Annotated in this window: 19 protein-coding genes; 3 read left to right on the top strand and 16 right to left on the bottom strand. The window is 41.7% G+C overall.

All coding sequences use genetic code 11. The features are described 5' to 3' along the window. Positions 1-67: 67 nt before the first annotated feature. Together WBM98_RS02010 and WBM98_RS02005 are read right to left on the bottom strand one after the other, a co-directional pair. Positions 68-877: an SDR family oxidoreductase gene (locus tag WBM98_RS02010; protein WP_424364354.1), complete on the bottom strand. Its 810-nt coding sequence runs from the start codon at positions 875-877 to the stop codon at positions 68-70. After that, positions 870-3155 carry a M28 family peptidase gene (locus WBM98_RS02005; RefSeq protein ID WP_424364353.1) on the bottom strand — a complete coding sequence of 762 codons (2286 nt, stop codon included), beginning with the start codon at positions 3153-3155 and terminating at the stop codon, positions 870-872. The genes WBM98_RS02010 and WBM98_RS02005 overlap by 8 nt, the downstream gene beginning before the upstream one ends. Positions 3156-3272: 117 nt before the next feature. Between WBM98_RS02005 and WBM98_RS02000 the strand changes: the two genes are divergently transcribed. Then, positions 3273-3737 (top strand): CBS domain-containing protein, encoded by a 465-nt coding sequence (locus tag WBM98_RS02000; RefSeq protein WP_424364352.1) that lies wholly within the window; start codon positions 3273-3275, stop codon positions 3735-3737. A gap of 1 nt (position 3738) precedes the next feature. On the opposite strand, the gene WBM98_RS01995 is transcribed toward WBM98_RS02000, so the two are convergent. The 7 genes from WBM98_RS01995 to WBM98_RS01965 all read right to left on the bottom strand — a co-directional run bounded on the left by WBM98_RS01995 (position 3739) and on the right by WBM98_RS01965 (position 13432). Next, positions 3739-4089 carry a hypothetical protein gene (locus WBM98_RS01995; protein WP_424364351.1) on the bottom strand — a complete coding sequence of 117 codons (351 nt, stop codon included), beginning with the start codon at positions 4087-4089 and terminating at the stop codon, positions 3739-3741. Between the two features lies 1 nt (position 4090). Next, positions 4091-4585, bottom strand: a complete 495-nt coding sequence (locus WBM98_RS01990) for a DUF6265 family protein (RefSeq protein ID WP_424364350.1) — start codon at positions 4583-4585, stop codon at positions 4091-4093. A 58-nt stretch (positions 4586-4643) separates the two neighbouring features. Further along, positions 4644-5219 carry a pentapeptide repeat-containing protein gene (locus WBM98_RS01985; protein WP_424364349.1) on the bottom strand — a complete coding sequence of 192 codons (576 nt, stop codon included), beginning with the start codon at positions 5217-5219 and terminating at the stop codon, positions 4644-4646. Between the two features lie 3 nt (positions 5220-5222). Next, positions 5223-5645 carry a PH domain-containing protein gene (locus WBM98_RS01980; RefSeq protein ID WP_424364348.1) on the bottom strand — a complete coding sequence of 141 codons (423 nt, stop codon included), beginning with the start codon at positions 5643-5645 and terminating at the stop codon, positions 5223-5225. A gap of 12 nt (positions 5646-5657) precedes the next feature. After that, positions 5658-8804 (bottom strand): VPS10 domain-containing protein, encoded by a 3147-nt coding sequence (locus WBM98_RS01975; RefSeq protein WP_424364347.1) that lies wholly within the window; start codon positions 8802-8804, stop codon positions 5658-5660. Between the two features lie 192 nt (positions 8805-8996). Next, the gene (locus WBM98_RS01970; RefSeq protein WP_424364346.1) at positions 8997-10802 is read right to left on the bottom strand and encodes a glycoside hydrolase family 2 protein; all 1806 of its coding nucleotides are present in this window, start codon (positions 10800-10802) and stop codon (positions 8997-8999) included. Between the two features lie 71 nt (positions 10803-10873). Then, positions 10874-13432, bottom strand: coding sequence for a beta-mannosidase (locus WBM98_RS01965; protein ID WP_424364345.1), 2559 nt, complete (start codon positions 13430-13432; stop codon positions 10874-10876). A 680-nt stretch (positions 13433-14112) separates the two neighbouring features. Between WBM98_RS01965 and WBM98_RS01960 the strand changes: the two genes are divergently transcribed. Further along, positions 14113-14445, top strand: coding sequence for a single-stranded DNA-binding protein (locus WBM98_RS01960; RefSeq protein ID WP_424364344.1), 333 nt, complete (start codon positions 14113-14115; stop codon positions 14443-14445). Positions 14446-14614: 169 nt separating this feature from the next. Next, the gene (locus WBM98_RS01955; RefSeq protein ID WP_424364343.1) at positions 14615-14938 is read left to right on the top strand and encodes a GIY-YIG nuclease family protein; all 324 of its coding nucleotides are present in this window, start codon (positions 14615-14617) and stop codon (positions 14936-14938) included. Between the two features lie 156 nt (positions 14939-15094). Here WBM98_RS01955 and WBM98_RS01950 read toward each other — a convergent pair whose 3' ends face one another. The 7 genes from WBM98_RS01950 to metG form a co-directional block, all read right to left on the bottom strand. After that, on the bottom strand, positions 15095-16387 hold the full coding sequence (locus WBM98_RS01950) for a serine hydrolase domain-containing protein (RefSeq protein ID WP_424364342.1): 1293 nt from the start codon (positions 16385-16387) through the stop codon (positions 15095-15097). A 389-nt stretch (positions 16388-16776) separates the two neighbouring features. Further along, on the bottom strand, positions 16777-17295 hold the full coding sequence (locus WBM98_RS01945; RefSeq protein ID WP_424364341.1) for a ferritin: 519 nt from the start codon (positions 17293-17295) through the stop codon (positions 16777-16779). Between the two features lie 87 nt (positions 17296-17382). Then, a complete protein-coding gene (locus tag WBM98_RS01940) occupies positions 17383-18417 on the bottom strand; it encodes a nucleoside hydrolase (protein ID WP_424364340.1) in 1035 nt (344 codons plus the stop codon). A gap of 60 nt (positions 18418-18477) precedes the next feature. Continuing rightward, the gene (locus WBM98_RS01935; RefSeq protein ID WP_424364339.1) at positions 18478-20601 is read right to left on the bottom strand and encodes a Tex family protein; all 2124 of its coding nucleotides are present in this window, start codon (positions 20599-20601) and stop codon (positions 18478-18480) included. 51 nt (positions 20602-20652) lie between these two features. Further along, on the bottom strand, positions 20653-21009 hold the full coding sequence (locus tag WBM98_RS01930; protein WP_424364338.1) for a GIY-YIG nuclease family protein: 357 nt from the start codon (positions 21007-21009) through the stop codon (positions 20653-20655). 73 nt (positions 21010-21082) lie between these two features. After that, positions 21083-21244 carry a hypothetical protein gene (locus tag WBM98_RS01925; protein WP_424364337.1) on the bottom strand — a complete coding sequence of 54 codons (162 nt, stop codon included), beginning with the start codon at positions 21242-21244 and terminating at the stop codon, positions 21083-21085. A 6-nt stretch (positions 21245-21250) separates the two neighbouring features. Beyond that, a partial coding sequence (gene metG / locus WBM98_RS01920) for a methionine--tRNA ligase (RefSeq protein WP_424364336.1) occupies positions 21251-23242 on the bottom strand: 1992 nt, incomplete at its 5' end.

Raw genomic sequence — 23242 nt, 5'->3', positions numbered from 1 at the left:
AAAAACAACGCTTTAATTAACACAAAAAGGATGTTTTTGTTGTGAAAAACGTTTTTTCTGTGGTGACTTAATCTAGGATTGTGGTCTTAAAGTTGAACTTTTTAACACTTTGTAGCTTCTGGGAGTCGAGTAACTTGCCTGGTGAAAGCGAATTTTGTCCATATTCGGGCGGTTTAAGGCCTCTTTCTTTTGCAATCAGTCGGTAATATTCTTCCTTGGTAGGATGCAAAGGATATACCGCATTGAAAACTTCACCCCACCAATGCTTTTTTAAAACGGATCTGATAAGGGCCATACAGTCATTTAAATGGATCAAATTCACGGGATGATTCCCATTCTGCAACCCTTTTTTTCCCGATAACATAGTAATGGGGTGCCTGTCTTTCCCAATCAATCCGCCGAACCGGATGATGGTCGTTTGAACCTTAGGGATATCTCTGAACACTTTTTCCGAGGCCAATAACTGCCTTCCCGATTCCGTGGTTGGCTTGGGTGGGATCACTTCGGTTATCTTGCCTTGCCCATCCCCGTAGACCGATATGCTGCTCACAAATACGATTTTTTTGACGTTGGAGTTTTTAATGGCCTTATGAACGTGCTCCATTTTTTGAATATAGTTTTCAGCATTAGACCCACGAAGTTTCGGGGGAATATTGATGATCAAAGTTTCTACATTTTCCAACAATTCGGCTATGGGCCCGTCTATACGCTCTTCGGATACTGAGATCAAAAAGGGAACGATACCTGCCTTTTCTAGTGCCGGAAGTTTGTCTTTGGAGGTGGTCGAGCCATATATTATATAGCCTTCCTTAATAAGCGATTGGGCCAAGGGAAATCCTAGCCAACCACAACCCATTATGGCAATGTTCTTATTCAAAGGTCAATTTTTTGGTCAACAGGATGGCATCATTTAGAACAAAGGGCATAGGGATATTATCGTCAGGACGTTCCGGCACTGTGAATTGGTCATTGTACAACAGATTATTTGAGGCCTCATAGAGTGTCAACTCAAGTTTTTCGTTTTTGGGAAGGGTTAGTCGAAGGTCGGTATACTCATTGTTGCTTATATAATGGGTGATCAACTTTCCATTTTTCCTGTTAGCCAAATAATATTCCGATAACTCAAGGGTATTAACAACGACCTTCTTTATTTCAACGGCATTGGTAAATACTTCCAATCGGTTTACATTCCGCTTGGGAATGATACATAGTTCCAAAATACGCTCGTCACCAATAATCGTATCCAGACTGATATCAATTTTAGGGGATGCGATATCCTTTATTGGGGCTTCGGCCACATAGCTGAAACCGGAGGAATACTTACTGCTGATGGTCTTATCGGCCAGTTTTTCGGGGATTTCTTTTGTATCCCCGATATATTGGGCGGTCCAATCAGAGATTACCTGTTCATAAGTGGCCCATTGGGCGGTATGGGTATCAGTATCCAATACATACAACAGGCTGGTGGGTTTTGCATTTTCCTTAGTAAAACCTGAATTGAAATGCGCTGATGCCATAAACCCAAGAAAAAGCAAACACCCTAACATTGCCAAGCGATTCTTATGTTTGTAATATCCGAAAACGGGCAGCAGTAAGTAAAAGGTCAGGGCGGTCAAAAGGGTGGAGGCTACGATCAATTTCAATCCCAACCCAACAGGGAACATTTGAATAAAGGGGGAAAAGATCCATAGCGCTGGCAGTGCCAATAGGAACAATAGATAGGTACTAGGCTTTGTTTGGTTGATCACTACCATGAACGAAACCAAAAGGGCATACACAGGAACAATGAAAAAGCTTGCCCCAGGTAAGTATGCTGCGATCAAACCACAGATCAACAACCAAAAGAATAGGGGCGCAACCAGAAGATTTGGCGTTTCAACGGTTTTGAATTTATGGTATATCCAAAAACAAGTGGCTATGGAGAAAAATACAAAGGCGGCTATATAGGCATGACCGTTATAGGTAAATCCGTGTAAAATATCGGTATATGCGGGATAGATCCATTTGAGTATGGTCCAGCTATAAAAACCGACAACCCCGTTTATGACCAAAGAAATGATTAGGGGTAGAAATCCTTTGAGAATCTCATTCCCTTGGATTACTTTTTTTCGAAAACCGATTACCAACAGAATTCCAAAAAAGAGTACGGCCAAAAGGAACATGGGCCAAATCCATTCGAAAGGATAGGAAACAAGCTTGAAGAAAGGCACATTGAAATAGATGAAATCATCCAAGCTCTTTAGGCTCCCCAAATCAGCATTCGCAAAATAAGTCAATAAGGGCATTAGGTAGCTACCTTGGTGGGCCAGGGTATTTCGGTCCAATCGTTCATAATTGTCACGAACCGTATGATAATCGTAATGGTCATCGATGAAAGCAAAATTAAATCCCTCAATATCCCCATCTTCCCTAAAAACCGTTAGATCTGTATCATTGGGCAACATTTTATAAATGCTATATACCAAAGAATTGGCCACAGGGTATTTTGGATCCGCTTTTATAAATTCCCCAATGAGTTTTCCATTGCCTCGATTGGTCTCAACGAGCATATAACTTGGTCCACCACTACCCCGGGCCTCAAAATTCAAGGTAAGGCCTACCTCTTTGGCCCATGGGTGTTTTGTGACGAACAAGTCCGCCCCATTAAGTCCCAATTCCTCGGCATCGGTGATCAGGATAATGATATCGTTCTTGGCTTGATGCCCTTCTGCAAGAAAAGCCCGAATCCCTTCCAATAGGGTAGCCACCCCACTACCCGCATCACTGGCTCCCAAAGAGGAATGTGGGCTACTATCATAATGGGTAAGCAAGAGCAATGCCTTGCCGGTCCTGGATCCTTTGATTCGGGCAAGAATATTGATCGCCTTGCTGAAATTACCCCAGTCCCCAGCCGTATAACCTTCCTGGATGGAGGTCTCCAATCCCATTTTTTCAAGTTGAGCAATAATATACTCCCGCACTTCGGCATGGGCCGGAAAACCAACGCCATGGGGTTTTTGGGAAATTTGCTTGACATAAGTCAATGCCCTATCCGTTGAAAAAACGGTTTCGGGTGCATTGATGTCCCCCGTATACGTAGGCATTTCTGTTTTAAAACTCCAATAAATGGCTAAAAGAATTAGTAAAATCGAGATGATTTTGGAGAACCTGTTCATAATTAAAGCTTGTGCGTTAAAAGTATAAAATTCTAAGATGATGCCACATTACATCGAGTATTTTATGGAATTCGATTAATTTTTCTATCTTTAGAATTCAACCTAAATTCAAATTATATGGGAATCAAAAGTTTTCAAGGATTCAGAAAGGCGGCGAAAAAGGAATTCGATGCCCCTATTTTAGTCTCTGACTATATGACCACCAAGTTGATTACTTTTTCACCGGAGCAGTCCATCTTAGAGGTCATGGAAAAATTCGCGAAACACCATATCTCTGGGGGACCAGTGTTGGACGATAATGGTTTTTTAGTAGGAATTATTTCCGAGGCCGATTGCATGAAACAGATTTCTGAAAGCCGTTATTTCAACCAGCCCATACTTGATAAAAGTGTGGAAAAGTATATGTCAAAAGAGGTGGAGACCGTACCCCACGATATCTCGATTTTTGATGCGGCAGGCATATTCGATAAGCATAATCGAAGAAGGTTGCCCGTTATGAAAGATGGGTTGATCGTTGGTCAAATAAGCCGCAAGGACATTGTTATTGCCGCTTTGAAGCTTAGTGGCCAGAATTATAAATAAACTACTCCCGTTTTACGATCATATAATAGTCGTTGTCTAAGGGTAAATACCCTAAATCATACAGAAAGTAGTAGGTTGTGCCTTTTTTGGTGGTATAAAGATTGGTGATGAACTCAAAATCGAATCCCTTATCCATCAATCGGGTCCGTGTGGTTTTTGTTTTTCCATCCTTAAGGGGGAAACTGTCCAAAATACGGTAGTTCTTTCGTAACCGGTTGTTGATATTGCGAATAAGGTTTTTACTGTCTTTATTGACTTTATTGTTGTAGGCATTTCTACATTGGTCCGAACAGTATTTTTTATCGACACGTCCCCTGATTTCTTCACCACATTCCAAACACTTCTTTTGCATCCTATTCCACTTTTTTATAATTGAATTTCACCTCCTCCGAAGATCCGTCCTTGTGGCCAATGACCACAAACATATTGATTTCGTTTCCATTGATTTTCTCTAGGGTAAACCCATCGAAATAAACCCTATTGCCTTCCAATTTCACCAAGGGGAAATCTACGGTTTCTTCTTTTTCCTCCCAACCTTTCAGGGAGGCATCAAAATGCTTCAACTGTAATACCAAGGTTTCCTCTTTTTGTTGTATATGGCCAATCTCATAGAACTGTACCTTGCCTTCAGACACCAATTTAAAGACGAACATCATGGAATCTCCCAAAGGGGGGCTCCATATTTCCTCAGCCATGCCACCAAAGGCTTCCCCTTTCCAATGTCCCGCCATCCACGAAACATCGTTTAAGGTAGCTTTGGGGGAGACACTTGTATCTGCAAACGAAAGGGTGTTCTGGGAGAAACAGCTTGGTGAAATAAAAATAAGCAGTATGAAGAATCTTCGCATCGAATAAAGTTCTTGTTGACAACAAGATACGAATTATCCGATTACAAACGAATAACACCTAGTCTGCGATTACAATGTCATGTTTCGTCAACAATCCAAAGATATTCTCTTTTGAGAATTTGGTTTTCTTAAGTCGGTTTCGTTCTGGGTCAATGTTGAAATGGGACGCCGTACTAAAATCTGTTTTTACCAATATAGTATCATAAAAAACAGCTTTTTCCAATTCACATGCATCGAAAGCAGCTTCGGTCAAATCTGCTTCTGTGAAGTCAGCCTCCTTGAGTTTACACGCTATAAATTGGAAGCCCTTTAATTTCATTCGATAAAATGAGGAGAAATTCAAATTACAGTTACCAAAGCTAAAGGACATTAAAAAATCATTGCATCCCTCAAATTTCAAGCCTATCATTTTACAATGGGAGAAACTAACATCGTTGAAGATGGTTTGTGTTATTTTGGTATTGCTGAGGTTACAATCCAAAAATTCACATTCCATAAAATTTTGGTTGTCCAAGTACCCATCTGAAAAATCACAACCGTCGAAGATGCAGTTTTCATATTCCGCTTTTTGAAGTGGCTTTTTCCTAAAATCCAGCCCCTTGAAAGTTAGGTCGGCAACAAAAGGTTTGTTCATGGGTTAGCGTTTATTTTTGGTTCTGAGTTCTATTTTGATTTTTGGATTTCGTTTTTTGAGCTCATCTATGAATTCATATTTCTGTTTAGGGGATATGATAACCCCTTGGCCATTGTTCAGATTGATTTCCAAGCGATCCAATGATGCGGCCGGCGCACTAATTGGAATGTTGGTTTCCCGAATTTCCGTAATCCTGCTAATTTCATAGGAATGATTCAAAAGAAATCCTGATTTCACTTTTAGAACGTTCCCATCTATAGTATAAAATGTCTGATGAAAAAGGTATGCGATAAAAACAGCAGTCAAAACCATGAACACTAGTCCGCTCCAGCTTTTTTCTATAACCAGGATATAGGAACTAATGGTAAAAACGAATACCATAAAGAGAACGAGGCCGACCCCTATTTTTGATTTATAAACTTTCACCTGTTATCTGTTCTATTCTTTCAGGATAATAGCCGGTAATGCTAGGTCAGTATATAATTTGTTATACGCCTCCATTTCAACGTTTACGATGGCATTTCTTTCGGTTTCATAGATTTTCCATTCGGCCATAAGGTCTTTAAGACGCTCTTTGGCTCCCTTTGTCACTTTAGGTTCTGCAGCATCAACATAATCCTTTAGCTCCATAAATTCTGCATTCAGTTGATTATTGTAATTGATGACATCTTGAAAGGTCTTTTGCTTGGGTTGTATCAGCTTTTGTTCCCATGTGTCAATACGTTTCAGAAGTGATTTGCCCTTATCCAATAGTTCATTGGCCTGTTCATTCTCTTTCAGCAACTTGGCATAGCCTTTTAATTGGGATTTGGCAGAACGCATAACGTTTACTGCTTCGTGAATATCCTTTAAGGCACCTTCAATCTGTGCCAAAACAGTTTGTTGTTCCGCATAATCAGCTAAGGTTCCTTCAACTTTGGGATTTGCCAATACCGTTACTTCGGTCTCTGAAGTCAATCCGTCCAAGGTCAGTCTTAGGGTATATTTGCCAGGTCCTACCCTTGAACCCGCATAACTGCCATAAACGAAAACTTTGTCAACAGCGGGTAAGGTTTCTTTCCTGAAATCCCATGTAAAACGATTATACCCCTTTTTGGAAGGCAGTGCCTTGGGTTTGGATGGGCCACCGGGCCATGATTTATAGTCTTTTGGGATTTTATTGGTATAAGTTCGAAGGAGTTTGCCGTTCTGCATAACCTCCAACTCCAAATCCAAACTGTCGGCTTCCTTATCCAAATAATAATCGAAGGTTACCCCCGAATTCGGATTTTGACCCAGACCTGGTACAGGTTTATCGGTACTTCCACCAAAAATCAGGTAGGTGTCCTTAGGTTGGAATATTTGAACAGGTTGTTCGGGGGAATCGATGTTTTGTAGGGCCCCTAGGTCATCCAATATCCAAAAAGAACGCCCTGCGGTGGCAACAACCAAATCATTGTCTTGAATGACTAAATCGTTGATGGGGACAACAGGTAAATTCAACTGGAAAGGTTGCCAGTTTTGACCATCATTTAGGGAGATGAACAAACCGGTTTCAGTGCCTGCATACAACAACCCTTTCTTTCGCTTATCTTCCCTCACCACCCGTACAAAGGTATGTTCCCCAGTTATACCGGTTGTTATATTATACCAAGTGGTACCGAAATTGGAGGTCTTAAACACATAAGGTTTAAGGTCCATCTGTTTGTAGCGCATAATGACAGCATATGCAGTTGCTGGATCATGAGGGGATACCTCTATACTATTTACGATTCCCTCTTGTAGATTCGGTGGAGTTACGTTTTCCCAGTGTTGCCCACCATCTTTGGTAAGGTGTATAAGTCCATCATCGCTACCGGCCCAAAGTACCCCTTTTTCATGTGGGGATTCGACTAAATACATCAGGGTATTATAGTTTTCGCCACCTGCAGCTTCGTTGGTATACGGACCTGAACCTGGACCTTGTTTCGATTTGTCATTCCGGGTAAGGTCAGGACTGATAATGTCCCAACTATTTCCGTTGTCAATCGATTTAAAGATCACATTTCCCGCATGGTAAATGGTACTTCTGTTATGTGGGGAACTTATGATAGGTGCATTCCAATTATAACGGAATTTGAAATCTTCCGGGGCGTTCCCAAGGGCTAATTCGGGATATTCCTTAATCGCTTTTCCTTCTCTTGAAGCCCGCACCCATTTTTCTATAATTCCCTGATAGCATCCTCCAAAAACCACTTCGGGATTATCGGGATCAAAGGCCAAATAGGCACTTTCACAACCGGCAACGGAATACCAATCTTTCCAATCGATTCCTTGATCGTTGGTTCTACTGGCAATGGCAATGGCCGAATTATCTTGCTGACCTCCATATACATGGTACGGTACCAAATTATCGGTTATGACCCGATAGAACTGCGAGGTGGGTTGATATTGTTGTGAGCTCCAACTCTTGCCTCCATTGTTTGAAACATTGGCGCCACCATCATTGGAATTGATCATTTTGCTATTATCGGTAGGGTTGATCCATAGATCATGGTTATCGCCATGTGGTGTGGATATAGATATAAAGCTTTTTCCACCATCGATTGATTTTGTTACGGGGGCATTCAGCACGTAGACTAGGTTTTCATCTTGGGGATCGGCAAATATTTCCATGTAATACCATGAGCGTGCTATGTTGATACGGTCTTTGTTCACTAGGGCCCATTTTTTGCCAGCGTCATCAGAGCGGTATACCCCTCCTTTGTCGCCTTCAGCCTCAAGAACGGCAAAAACCCGTTCGGGATTTGCCCTTGAAACTGAAATTCCGGATTTACCGAATTCCTTGGGCAATCCTTCTTTCATTTTTTCCCAAGTGCTTCCCCCATCTGTTGATTTGTAGAGGCCCGAATCTTTTCCTCCAGAGGTTATGGTCCATGGAAAGCGTTCGTGCTGCCACATGGCCGCATATAAGATCAGGGGGTTCTTCATATCCATGGATAGGGAAGAAGCTCCTGTTATCTCATTTACAAACAAAACCCTTTCCCAATTTTTGCCTCCATCGATTGAACGGTAAATGCCACGATCGGGCGTTGGGCCGTACTGGGCGCCTTGTGCGGCAACAAATAGGATTTCTGGATTGGTAGGATGAATGATGACATCGGAAATATGGCGGGTGTAATCCAAACCCATATGCTTCCAGGTTTTACCGGAATCAGTTGATTTGTACACACCATCACCCATAGAGGTCATGACCCCACGAGCGGCATGTTCGCCCATGCCAACCATAACTATATTGGGATTGCTTTCTGAAACGGCAATGTCGCCAACGGTTCCCGTTTTAAAAAATCCGTCAGAAACGTTCTTCCAAGTAATGCCGTCATCAACGGTTTTCCATACCCCGCCTCCGGTACTGCCCATGTAATAGGTCATAGGTTGCCCAACAACCCCCGTAGATGCCACACTGCGTCCACCGCGAAAAGGTCCGATATTTCGCCATTTTAAGCCATGGAACATAGAATCCTGTAGGGTAATAACAGGTGTGGTTGTTTTCTTTTTTCGTTTTTGCGATTGCGCGGATAACGGTACAAAAAGTAAGGCAAGAAATAAAAGATGTAAAGGTCTCATATGGGTGGTATTTAGGTTTTTGGTACGTACTCGAAAACGACCTTTGAAAGGTAAGAAACCTATAAGAAAAACGGTGGCTTACAAAAGTGTTTTCTGTTGATTTTACTTCCTTTGGTTGTGAATAAGGCATAAAAAAACCTTGGTGGCTGATAAAATAACTATCAATCACCAAGGTATTATAAGATAAAGAACTTAATTATTTTCTTTTAGATAGTAATCACGAATAATATAAAAAGCTTGTTTTTTCATGCCCTGTTCTGAAATCAAGCCTTTTCTATTGAAATCTTCCTGAATTCGTTTTAAAGGTCTTCTAGACGAGCGGAAGTCCATCAAAATCCATGGGGATAATCCGGATAAAAATTCAATATTCCGCATCATTTCAATATTGTTTTTATACACATCGGCTTGGTATTCTTCGGTCCATCGTTCATTTTTATTGCCATGAAGACCATATAAGGCGCCACCTCCGACTTCACTCATGATCATAGGTTTATCATAGGCACTGGCCCATTTTACTGAGGCACAATTTTGAGGTTCATCGACGTACCAGCCACAATAATGGTTTATCCCGATGACATCGACCACTTTCCCTAGGGGATCTTCGATCATTTTGCCATTATCACCTTCACTTTGGGTGTCCAAAGCGGCGGTAATCAATCGCGTATTGTCCAAATGTCTGGCTTCATCGGCGAGATCGCTTAAAAAATTGAGTCGTGCTTCGCCTTCAGGGGTTTCATTGGCTACCGACCACATAAGGATAGCTGCCCTGTTTTTGTCACGGGAAATCATTTCCGTAAGTTGGTTTTTTGCATTGGCATAGGTATCCTTATTTTCGAATTGGATGGTCCAATACACAGGAATCTCGGACCAGATCATAAAGCCCATTTTTTCCGCTTCGCGTACCATGGTCTCACTATGCGGATAATGTGCCAATCGAATATAATTACAGCCTAATTCCTTGGCCCATTGCAATAGGGTTATGCACTCCTCTTTGGAAGTTACACGGCCAGTTTTAAACGGTGCTTCTTCATGAATACAGATACCTTTCAGGAAAATTTCCTTTCCGTTTAGTAATATCTTGGATCCTTGTGTAGCGACGGTTCTAAAACCGATGGCATCGGTAAGCTTATCGGTTGCTGTTTTTAGAGTGACTTCATACAATTTAGGGTTGTTAGGCTCCCATAGGGTGGGTTTCGCATTTATCGAAAAATTGGCCCTTCCGTTTTCAATCACTGATTTTACATTTTTCCGAAGTTCGGGAATGCTGATTTCAACATTATCGCCATCGGTGCCATTTTCTACAGCTACCCAACCTTCTATGTTGGTGGTACTGCCTTTTGCCAATTGTACGTAATAATCGGATATGTGGGTTTTAGGTGTGGGGATTAAATGTACGGATCGGGTAATGCCTCCGTAGTTCCACCAATCTTGGTTGACCGTGGGGACATTTTCACGTTTACGTTTGTTATCGACCTTGACCACAACAAAATTGTTCCCTTCTTTTAGTTTATCGGTAACCTCAAACTGAAAAGGGGTATAACCACCAGTATGTGTACCAACGCGTTCCCCGTTTAGATAGACAATCGCCTCGTAATTCACCGCCTCAAAATAGAGATAGACCAATTCATTAGTTTTGGTAGTGTAGTGAAAATCCTTTTTGTACCATATGGTTCCCTCATAATAATACAATTTCTCCATTTGGGTATTCCAATCGCCAGGTACCATGATTTGATCGCTAGTATCAAAGTTATATTCGATCAGATCAGAAGGCGATTGCATTTTAGCATTCATGAAATACCCATTATCCATGGGTTGCAGCCTGTGGTTGTAATAGCCATTCTCAAGAGGGTCAACAATAATATCCCACAACCCGTTCAATGAAACTTTCTCCCTAGCATCGATATTTTGCAACAGATCTGCAAATTCCTTTTCTTGCGCAAAAAGCGTCGTAAAAGAGGAGATACACAAGATGATGAGCAAACTTTTAATTGGTTTCATGTTCATTTTTCTATTTCATTTTTAGGGTTAAAGGGATTGAATTTAGATTTTATCGTGATTTATTTTTCTCTTTATGAATCCGGGGTAAAGGTGTCCACCAAGGTGATCACCTTAAGGTTATTTTTAAATGAATCTAAATCTTCGTTCTCACTTTTTTCAATGGTAACCGTTTTTTTGGTGTTCGGTAGCATATCAAAATAATTATCCGAGAAATTGGCATCGGATCCAGAGGATATAAAGACATTCTTGGCCAATTTTCGGGCACTTAAAGTTACTTCAAAACTGGTTGTATTTTCTTGTACCGAGAAAGAAAGTTCCGGATCGGGAAAATCGAGGGATTTATAAGGGGATAAATAGCGCACATTCTCGGTATGCACCTTTTCGTCAACGATCATCTCACCCTGTAAGAGTACATTTTTCGGAATATTACTGTTGGTCAAATCTCGTTTTGGGATAACAAGATAGGACTTTGATTGGTTGGGTGCTACAACAACCTGTTCTTCCCATTGGTTGATCTCATTGCCATCAAAATCGAGCAAGCGAAGCTTTAATTTTGCATCAAGGGGCTGTAGGGAATCCGAGACGATGTAAACCTTTAAGCTATCTGCCTTATCTTCAAAAGTGATCAAGAAATTTTCGAAAGATTTTTTTGCTTCATAATGAAGCGCTTTCCATTTGCCATAGTAATCGATACTGGACCAAGAAGCTACCGGCCAACAGTCGTTGATTTGCCAGTACAGGCTACCCATACAGCGGTCTCGATTTCTACGATGGGCCTCGATTCCTATTTTAATACCATGGGCCTGCAATAACTGACTTACATATAGAAAATTTTCAAAGTCTTTCGGTTTCTTATAATCGCGGAGCATATACTCTTCAATGGTTACATTGCCGATGCTTGATCTTTGATGTGAGGTCATGACCTCGGAATAGATATCATAATCTTCGGGAACCGTATATTTTGCAACGCTTGCCATTTCAGGAAAGGATTGAAACCCATATTCTGACATAAAACGGGGGATTTCGGTAGTGTATTTTTCAAAGGGTTCCTTGCCCCACCAGACCATCCAATAGTGGGCATCCCCTTTTACTAAGGATTCCGGCTCCCCAAAATCACTTTCGGGGGAAGACGGCCAATACGCACGGCTGCTGTCGAATTCCTTGACAACCTCTGGAAGTATCTTATGGAAGATATCATCATAGGCCTTCCAAATGGTATCGGCAATTTGCTGGGATTGCTCTTGGGCAACCTGATTTTTCCAACCCCAGTTTTCCCAAGCAGACAGAATTTCATTATTGCCACACCAAAGCGCGATTGACGTATGGTTACGCAATCTTTTCACGTTGTCTATGGCCTCTTGTCTTACATTGTCGAGAAAGGTGGCGTCCCCGGGAAACATGGCACAGGCGAACATAAAATCTTGCCATACAAGGAGTCCCTTTTCGTCGCACATTTGGTAGAACCTATCATCTTCATAGATACCACCGCCCCAAACACGTAGCATATTCATATTCGCTTCTTGGGCGGAGGATAAAATATGTTCGTATTCGGCCTGTTTGGCCCGCGGTAGGAAGACATCTTGGGGAATGTAATTCGCTCCTTTCATAAATACGGGATGGCCATTTACCTTAAAGTAGAACGAGGCCCCGATGGCATCAGGCTCCCTAACAAGTTCTATCGTTCGTAGCCCAATTTTATGGGATTTTTTGTCCACATAGGAATCAGCGATTACGCGGACACCAATCGTGTAGAGTACCTGTTCTCCCATACCGTTGGGCCACCATAATCGCGGGTTTTCAATCTCAAACGGAATGTTGAACTTATTCTTTCCTGCTACGAGTGCGACCTCTTGGGTCTTTACTATGGAGTCGTTTACAACAATCTCGATGTTGGTTTTGTCATCGTTTTCGGTTGCACTCAATTCGATCTGTGCTGTGAGCCTGGCCTTTTCGCCAAGGGTTTCTTGCTGAATGAAAAGATCATCGATTCTATGATGGTTATAACTTCGGAGTTGTATAGGGCGCCAAACACCGGAGGTCACCAAGCGGGGTCCCCAGTCCCACCCAAAATGATAGCCTGCTTTACGGGTAAAGATGCTTACTTGTTTTTCGCCTTCAACCTTGCCGATTTTTGCAAGGTCATTGTCAGAGACGGGGATCTTATAGCCTAGGGCATCATATTTTTCCAAGCCCTTGTTGATCGGTGATTCGAACAGGATATGTAAACTGTTCTCCCCTTTCTGTAATAGGGACTTCACCTCGACCGTATAATTCCGGAACATATTGTCGGTCTGCAGTATCAAGGAATCATTGAGGTATATCTTGCTGTAGGTATCGAGTCCTGAAAAATCGAGTGCTATATGTTCTTTGGCCAGTATTTCCTTCGGAACGGTGAAAAGTGTTTTATATTCCCAATCTTCCTTATCGATCCATTGTAGGTCATGCTCGTTCAAGCGGTAGTAAGGGTCTGGAATTTCCCCGATTTCGATCAAATCGGTATGTACGGTACCAGGGACAGTCGCCTTGTTCCATAATGTATCAGAGGCTTTTTTGAAGGTCCAATTTTGGTGCAGGTCGATCTCTGTAACTGACGGGTCATTTCCACAATTGGCTAAGAAAACAGGTAGCATGAGGTAAAATAGGTTTTGGTGGAATCTAGAAGTTTTAAGCATGGTTATATGTATTGGCTTGAGTAAATTTGATAACGGTCAATGAGCGCGCACTATATGGGCCATTCATTCCGTGGGTTGGTCGGTTTCTGTTGATATGTAAATATAGTAACAGCAGGGTTCAGCCTTGTTCCGAATAACCCGTTTTTCAAGATACCCAGACTATTCCGGATGATGAGGTCAACCCTAACGTATAACGCACCTACATCTCCTTTATCAAAATTAAAGGATGCCCGCTTCTAAAACAAATATTGAAGGTTTCTATATATGAATTAGATCATATTGTACCATAGATTGATTTAATGCGTGTTAGATATAGGGTTGGTTTAGGGATAAGGCTTGGGATTTGGTAGAATTCCGATCTATAAATTTGACAAACTACTTTCTACACTTGTCCCAGAATGTATATAAATGCCTGCATCTTTTTTTAGTGTATTAAAGAAAATAAAAATTTGTAAGGTCGTTAAATTTTGTAAATATTTGATTATCAGGTCTAAAAAAGTTTACAAACGAATACATCCGTTTACAAACGAAAGTAATTATTTTACAACCGAATAAAAGATTTTCGGGGTGTTAGGTTTGTGGTGTCGAATCAAGGAGGTTCGATGGCATTAACTGTTTAACACTTAAAATTTAGTATTATGAACGCACTTAGAAACAAAGTACAGTTGATTGGAAACTTGGGTAACGACCCTGAAATCGTAAACTTGGATGGCGGTAGCAAATTGGCCAAATTCTCAATCGCTACCAATGAAACCTACAAAAATGCCAAAGGGGAAAAGGTCACCGATACCCAATGGCACAATGTGGTCGCCTGGGGGAAAACGGCAGAGATCGTTGAGAACTATTTGGCGAAAGGCAACGAGGTTGCCGTGGAAGGGAAATTGACACACCGCTCCTATGAAACCAAAGAGGGTGATAAAAGATACATTACCGAGATAAGATGTAATGAGCTGCTGATGTTAGGGAAGTAGAATGTTAAATCTGAGCCCCGTAATTATACGGGGCTTTTTTTTGGATTTATTCTAAATGTCAACATAAGCACGCGACCCATTAGGATTTGATTGTCGATGGTAAATAGAAATCATATATATCTTGAATGTCATCCTGAGCGCAGTCGAAGGGATGTAATGCAAAGCAATTATGAAAACCTATTTTGTATATATCTTGAGATGTACTGATGATTCATTTTATATAGGAATTACCAGTAACTTCGACCAACGGTGGATTCAGCACCAGCAAGGTCATTTCAAAGATTGTTATACTTACAGTAGAAGACCTTTGAAAATCGAGTGCTTTCTGCAGTTTACCGATGTGATACAAGCCATACTTTTTGAAAAAAAACTTAAAGGTTGGACTAGAAAAAAGAAAATTGCTTTGATCAACAATGATTTTAATAGGATTCAAATGTTGTCTGAATGCAGAAACTTCACGCACTTTAAATATAAGCCTGATTGTGACTCATAAGGTCTTCGACTGCGCTCAGACTGACAATGTATGAATTGATATCTATACTCAAGGTATTCAATTGCGGTCAAATCCAAATCGTATAAATTGATATTTGCCAATAAGATCTTCAACCATGCTCAGACTAGCAAAGGAGAATTACATAATAATTATTATTCAATCATCCACGGCCGCCCCAACCATTTGCCGAAACTTCCAGCCCGTTTCATCCTGTACGGATCCTTGGGTCTGCTTCATTAATATACCAATAATCTGTTCCTTGGGATCAGCAAAATACTGGGTATTGAAATAACCACCCCAATCAAAGGTGCCCACACTGCCTTCACCCCCCAAATCCTGTCCAATGGGGGTAACAACTCCAAAGGCCAACCCATAGAATTTATCACCACCTTCACTGAACAAATCACCCACTTGATTGCCCATGATGCTTTGTACCGTCGTACGACTTAATATACGTATGCCATTAAGTTCGCCCTTATTGAGATACATTTGTAAAAAAGTGGCATAATCCTTGGCCGTACTCGATAGGCCGGCACCTCCTGAGAAAAAGCGTTTCGCCCCCGTTTTCGGATAATCGGTATCATAGAAAGTAATCGGATATTTTTGCCATTTGCCATCCACTTTTTGTTGCACGGTCACCAAACGGTCTTGTTTGTTTTTTGGAAGATAGAACCAAGTATCCTTCATCCCCAAAGGATCGAAAATACGGGATTTCAGAAATTCATCAAAGGGCTTGCCTGATACAACCTCAATGAAATATCCCAGTACATCCAAACCTTCACTATATGTGAATTTGGAACCAGGGTTGTGGTGCAGCGGTAGTTTGGCCAATTTCTTGACACTTTCCCCAATACTGATGTCCTCGGTTGTGAAAAGGTCCGTGATGCCCGCTTTGGCATATATTTTTTTAAACCGTTCATCACTATCGATTACGCCATAGCCCAAACCTGACGTATGGGTGATCAAATCCCGTATGGTTATCTGATCCTCAGCGGGTTTTGTGGTATAGGACGAGTCCTGTTCATTGAAGGTATCCAATAATTGCGCTTCCCCAAATTCGGGAATGTACTTTGAAATGGGATCGTCTAATTTAAACTTGCCCTCTTCCCATAGGATCATCACTGCAGTGGAGGTAATAGCCTTTGATTGGGAGGCAATCCTAAAAATGGTATTGGTTTCCATGGCTTTGCCCAAGGAGTTGTCCGCCATACCATAGGCATTGTAAAAAACGATTTTTCCATTCCGGGCAATAAGGGCAACCAGCCCAGGGAGATTGCCGTGGTCGACATTGGACCGTAACATGTCATCAATCCGGGCCAAGCGTTCCGAAGACATAGCAACACTTTCAGGGGTCCCTTCCGTAAGTGGGGGAGAGAATTGCACCGATTTGGTTTGGCACAACACAATACCTTGAAATAAAAATGCTACGAAAAAAATGATGTTTTTCATACCTAAGGCTTTATGGGGCAGTGCGGTTCAATGCACATGAATCCCGTATTTACAGTAAGAAAGGTACATATTTTTTAGAGTTTGCCCTTATAAAAACACATGGAATTCAGTGCCCAAAAAGTTAATATGCCACTTTCATCATTTAATGAGATGGGGACATTTCTTACAGCGCTTCGATTCGCGCTTTAGGTACTTGTCACAACATTCGGTCTTATGACCATGTGGCACTGGTTCTTGTAGTGCAGCTTTATGCGCTTTCTTTTTCTTTTTAAGCTCTTTTTTCAGTGCTTTTTTGAGTGCTTTTTTCTTTTTGCCCACATCAATATGCTTAGTAGCACCCTAAACTTGCTTTTAGTTATTCAATCTAAATAAAATAGAAGTGTTAAAACTTACTCGAGCGTATTCGAAGCTGCACTATTGGCCGTAATCATTTGCACATCCCGATCAAAAAGATAAAGACCACCCTTGTCATTCCCGATAAGGTTTATCTTATCCAAGATCGTTCTTGCCAAGGCTTCTTCCTCTATCTGCTCAGCGACATACCATTGTAAAAAATTATGTGTGGCATAATCCTTTTCCTGTAATGTGATATGCACCAGCTCATTGATACTGTTCGATACAAAAATCTCATGTTCCAATAATTCCTTGAACATCTTTTGGAAGGTGCCGAAATCCAATTTTGGTGCTTTTAAGGTCGACACTTTGGCATGACCTCCACGTTCGTTCACGAATTTTATCAACTTTAGCATATGCTGACGTTCTTCATCCGATTGGTCGTACATAAAAGTCGCGATGCCTTCCAAGCCTTTAACCTCGGCCCAAGAGGCCATTGATAGATAAACCTGTGATGATTCTGCCTCAATCAGTATTTGTTTGTTGAGGGCTTTTTCTAATTTTTCAGATAACATAATTTTTATTTTGTATAAAATTACAAAGAAAATTACGTTGAATATACAATGTGGAAAGAATAGTCTTGATCATTTTTCAATAATAGATCATTGGTTCACGAGGACTTCGGAATTTTTCAAGGTTTCGAAAAAATCACCCAGTATTTTTTCCTTATTAAAATCTTGCCAAATGGTTATTTTCCTTATATTATCTGGTCTTTCCACCCAGGTATTGTCTATGAACAAGGGTGCGGGAATCGTGGACTTCCTCGCCCACGCCCCATTTTTCAATATAGCCACTGCGGCCATGTCGAAGAGTGATCGTGATGGGGGATCACCATGATAGTCGATATGTTCAAAAAGACTCACCGAGTAATCCCCAAAATTGTTGAAAGTACCCCCATGTCGCCCTACAATAGACTCTTTTACCTTGGGTCCCAACCCTGGCATTCGGAAATTGATTTCCTTTTGGGTAACTCGCACCGCATCTGTGCCGGAAGGTTTTCCATAGCGTACGGTGACCATTTCAAAAGGAATAGTGCTTTTCAACACATAATTCATGGCAATGGTATCGTTGTCCTGATTGTACTCCCCTGGATCGGGATAATTGCTCCCCAACCAAACAATTTTGGTTCTCTGGGCAAAAGCGGGGTCTTTTTTCAAGGCCAATGCGATATTGGTGAGTTTGCCTACAGCTACAATGACTATCGAATCCTTTTTTGTCTCTTCCAAGAGAAAATCGATTCCCTCTTGGCCATCAAAATTATTAGGGTCGAAATTCCTTGAAATTTCCTCAAAACTCCCATCGGCGCCTTTTAGAATCGGAATGGCTCCCTTTAAATCACAAAGTTCAAGGACTCTTTGAGCTTCGTCATAATGATTTTGCACATTCCCCCCGTTGTAGGTGGCGTTGACCGTGATTCCCTTGACATTATAGGTCGCTTTGTTGAAAACCAGATAGGCCTGGGCATGTTGGTCATCCAGCTCATTATTGGCATCGGTATCGAAAATGACATTGATTTTTGAGGCCGTGGTTTCGATTTGGACGGGCATATCGCTTGTGGATTTGTTTTTCTTTTCACCGCAGGAATAAAAAACAACACCCATGGTGAGGGCAAAGAGCAATGTAAGGTTTGATTTCATGGAATGGGTTATATTATGGTAACTAAAGTACCCCTATTGAAATGGAAATCAAAGAAGAATTTATGTATTTAATTTTAGTTGGATGCGTTTCCTGGGCAGGTCTACATCAAGCACTTTTACAATGATCTGTTGGTGCAGGTGTACATGGGCATTCACGTCTTTAACAAAGGAATCCGATAGGTTGGAAATATGGATGAGACCGCTTTCTTTGATACCGATGTCGACAAAACAACCAAAGTTGGTGATGTTGTTCACGATACCCGGAAGTAATTGTCCTATGTGTAGGTCATTGATGGTTTTTATGTTTTGGTTGAAGGTGAAGACCTTGGCTTTTTCACGCCGATCTAAACCCGGTTTTTCCAATTCCTGTATGATATCCTTTAAGGTAAACAGTCCGATGTCTTCCTTGCAATATCGTTGCAGATCAATGCCTTGTAACAAGGGTTTGTTACCGATCAAGTCGGAGACGCCTTTTCCTAAATCTTTGGCCATTCGTTCAACGATGCCATAGCTTTCAGGATGTACCGCGGAATCATCCAAAGGGTTTTTGGCTTCTTTGATACGTAGAAAGGCGGCACCCTGTTCAAAAGCCTTTCCTCCCAAGCGGGGTACATTTTTTATGGCCTCCCTACTTTCAAAGGGGCCTTGATCATTTCTTAAGGTCACGATATTCTCTGCCAATTTGGCCCCAATGCCCGATACGTAGCTCAATAAAGGAACACTTGCCGTATTGATATTGACCCCAACGGAATTCACACAACTTGCAACAACAGTGTCTAAGGACGTTTTAAGTTTGTTTTGGTCCACATCGTGCTGGTATTGTCCAACACCAATCGATTTTGGGTCAATTTTTACCAATTCGGCCAAGGGGTCGGCCAATCTTCTCCCTATGGAAACTGCCCCGCGTACGGTTACATCATAATTGGGAAATTCATCACGGGCAATCTTTGAAGCCGAATAGATAGAAGCTCCCGCTTCACTTACCACAAAGACCTCAACGGGTTTTCTGAATTGAATGCGTTTTATCAATTGCTCCGTTTCCCGCGATGCCGTACCATTACCAATCGCTATGGCCTCGATTTTATAGGCATCGGTCAAGGAGCTTATTTTTTTGATTGCCCCTTTGCTGTCGTTTTGGGGCGCATGGGGGTAGATGGTCTCGTTATGTTCCAAATCGCCCTGTGCACTTAGGCAGACTACTTTACAACCCGTTCTAAAACCGGGATCGATGGCCAAAATTCGTTTTTCCCCTAAAGGCGCCCCCAATAATAATTGTTTCAGGTTTTTCGAAAACACCTCTATAGCGGCATCATCGGCTTTTTCTTTGGCTCTTTTAAGGGTTTCGTTCGATAGGGAAGGAAATAAAAGGCGTTTATACGCATCCTGAATGGCCTCTTTAATATGGGAGGAACAGGCATTGTTGTTTTTTAATATGCGGTCTTCGATTTTTTGTAGGGCCTGTTCATTGTCAATTTCAATCTTTACGCGAATGAAGCCTTCGTTTTCCGCTCTAAGAATGGCCAATAATCGATGTGATGGACACCGGCTCAACGATTCGCTCCAATCAAAATAGTCCCGGAATTTTTGGGCTTTTTCATCCTCCTTTTTGGCAGCGATGACCTTTGTAGTTATTTGTGCGGATTTCTCGAGCTGATGGCGTATTTGATTTCGAATATCGGTTCGTTCATTGATCCATTCCGCAATGATATGCCGGGCACCTTCAAGGGCCTCATCTTCATTTTGGACGTTATTGTTTACAAATCGTGAGGCTTCGTATTCTATTTCATCCGTGCGTTGCGCCATGATGGTCTTGGCCAAGGGTTCCAATCCATTTTTACGGGCCGTTTCGGCCTTGGTCTTTTTGCTCTTTTTAAAAGGGAGATAGAGGTCTTCAAGGGTAATCAAGTCCTCGGCATGGTTGATTTTTTCATGTAGTTCCTTGTCGAGTACATCTTGCTCTTCCAAGGTTTTGATGATCGCCGCCTTTCGTTTTTCCAAGGCCTCGAATTGGGCTTTGAAGGTGACTATGGCACCGATTTGCACCTCATCCAAATTTCCGGTACGTTCTTTTCGATAGCGCGAAATAAAAGGGACCGTGCAATCTTCGTTTAGAAGTGCCACGGTATTGCTTATCCCTTTTTCAGGTAGTTGGGTATGTTTTAGGATGTAGGGGATGAGTTGCATGGGGTACTATATTTTCGAGTTGATTTATGTGTTTGTCTAAAGTCGGATTTATTAAGTATTGTCCGGTCGAGCGCAGTCGAGACCTAAATCGGTATCAGTTGGTTTAAAATCGGAATGGGTGACGTTTCGGCATTCAGCTAAAATCTGTAATAGGTCATATTTGCCATTTGCCAGGGCAAGCTTCTTTTTGCCACTCCAGTTTTTAATTTTCTTCTCAAAATAAATCGCTTGTTCCACATCATTGAACTCTTGTTGAAAAATCAACTCGACAGGCCTTCTTTTATAGGTGAAACAAGTTTTGTTCAGACCTTTTTGGTGTTCTTCGAATCTTCTTGCGATATCATTTGTAATTCCGGTATACGTCAATCCATCTGAGCACAATAATATGTAAACATAGTAGAATTTCATTATAGTTTACTGCTTTAATCTAGGTCTCGACTGCGCTCGACCGGACATTACGAATATATATAACAAATTCGTCTTAACTGCTCTTGACCGGATAATACGACATTTCCAAGGCATTAAACCCTATCTTTTTTCGACAGTTTTCCACCGTGGTATCTTGATTGTGTAGCGCCACGGTATTGCTTATCCCTTTTTCAGGTAGTTGGGTATGTTTTAGGATGTAGGGGATGAGTTGCATTGTAGACTATTTAATTGTCAATCCATTCCCAACATTATCCTCATCAGGGTTGACAAAAACCAATTTCCCGTCAGCATTTTCGGTCATTAAGATCATCCCTTCGCTATCAATGCCACGTAAAGCGCGTGGGGCAAGATTGACCAAAACAGTGACCTTTTTTCCTATTATTTCTTCCGGGGCAAAACTCTCCGCAATGCCAGACACGATGGTTCTAGTATCCAATCCTGTATCTACTTTCAGTACCAATAGTTTTTTGGCCTTGGGCATTTTTTCTGCTTCCACGATAGTTCCTACGCGCATATCCAACTTTGTGAAATCATCAAACGTAATGGTGTCCTTTTGTGGTTCAACTTCCTTGTTCATTTGTTCATTCGTTTTTTTGGTGGCTTCCAATTTATCGAGTTGGGCCTGTATTTCGTTATCCTCTACTTTGCGGAACAATAATTCTGCTTTCCCAATTTGGTGGCCGGCAGGCAGCAAAGTGTCTCTTAAAGCGACGTCCTCCCATCCGTTCTCGATACGATTCTCCGATGTCGAATCACTCGAACTGACATTTAAGATATGTTTTAATTTAGAGGAAGTAAAAGGCAAAAAGGGTTCGCTTAGAACGGCCAATCCTGTTGCGATTTGTAAGGCTACGAACATAATTGTTTTTACACGTTCGGCATCTTCCTTAATGACCTTCCATGGTTCTTCGTCGGCCAAATATTTATTGCCCAAACGGGCCAGGTTCATGAGTTCCTGACTGGCTTCCCTAAAGCGGTATCTTTCAATGGAACTTGAAATAAGGGCAGGATAGTTTTTCAGGGTGTCCAAGGTCTCTTTATCTATATCTGAAAATTTAGAAGGGCTTGGTACCTGACCACCATAATATTTATCGGTCAATACCACAACGCGATTGATAAAGTTTCCGAAAATAGCTACCAATTCATTGTTGTTACGGGCCTGAAAGTCTTTCCAGGTAAAGTCGTTGTCCTTGGTCTCTGGGGCGTTAGCCGTTAAGGTGTAACGCAATACATCTTGCATATCGGGAAATTCCTCCAAATACTCATGCAGCCAAACCGCCCAGTTCTTCGAGGTAGAAAGTTTGTTGCCTTCCAAGTTCAAGAATTCGTTGGCGGGAACATTGTCCGGCAATATATAGTCCCCATGTGCCTTTAGGATGCTTGGGAAAATGATACAGTGGAACACAATGTTATCCTTCCCTATAAAATGCAATAATTTGGTGTCCTTGTGTTTCCAATAGGGTTCCCAATCCTTTCCTTCACGTTCGGCCCATTCCTTGGTAGAGGAAATATAGCCAATTGGGGCATCGAACCAAACATAGAGTACTTTGCCCTCGGCGCCTTCCAAGGGTACCGGAATTCCCCAATCGAGGTCTCGGGTTACCGCTCGGGGAGCCAAACCACCGTCGATCCATGATTTACACTGTCCGTAAACGTTTGGCTTCCAGTCATTTTTATGCCCTTCCAAAATCCATTTTCGTAAAAAATCTTCATATTTGTCCAAAGGCAGAAACCAATGTTTAGTCTCTTTGGTAATAGGATCTGAACCGGTAATCGTCGATTTGGGATTTATAAGATCTGTGGCGTTAAGGGTAGAACCACAATTTTCACACTGATCGCCGTATGCCTCTTCATGTCCACATTTAGGGCAGGTACCTACTACAAAACGATCGGCCAAAAACTGTTTGGCTTCAGGATCATATAGCTGGGCGGTCGTTTCTTCAATAAAATCACCCTGTTTATAAAGTTTTACGAAAAAATCGGAAGCGGTTTTATGGTGCACGGCCCTTGAGGTACGAGAGTAGTTGTCGAACGTTATCCCGAAATCTTGAAATGACTGGCGTATAATACCATCATATTTGTCAATGACCTCTTTAGGGCTAATACCTTCTTTTTTTGCCTTCATCGAGATGGCAACACCATGTTCATCACTTCCACAGACAAAGACAACATCTTTTCCGATCATTCGTAAATATCGTGTGTAAATATCAGC

Source organism: Maribacter sp., assembly GCF_049667165.1.
In the GTDB taxonomy this organism is placed as follows: domain Bacteria; phylum Bacteroidota; class Bacteroidia; order Flavobacteriales; family Flavobacteriaceae; genus Maribacter_A.
This window is presented reverse-complemented; position numbering and strand designations above follow the sequence as displayed.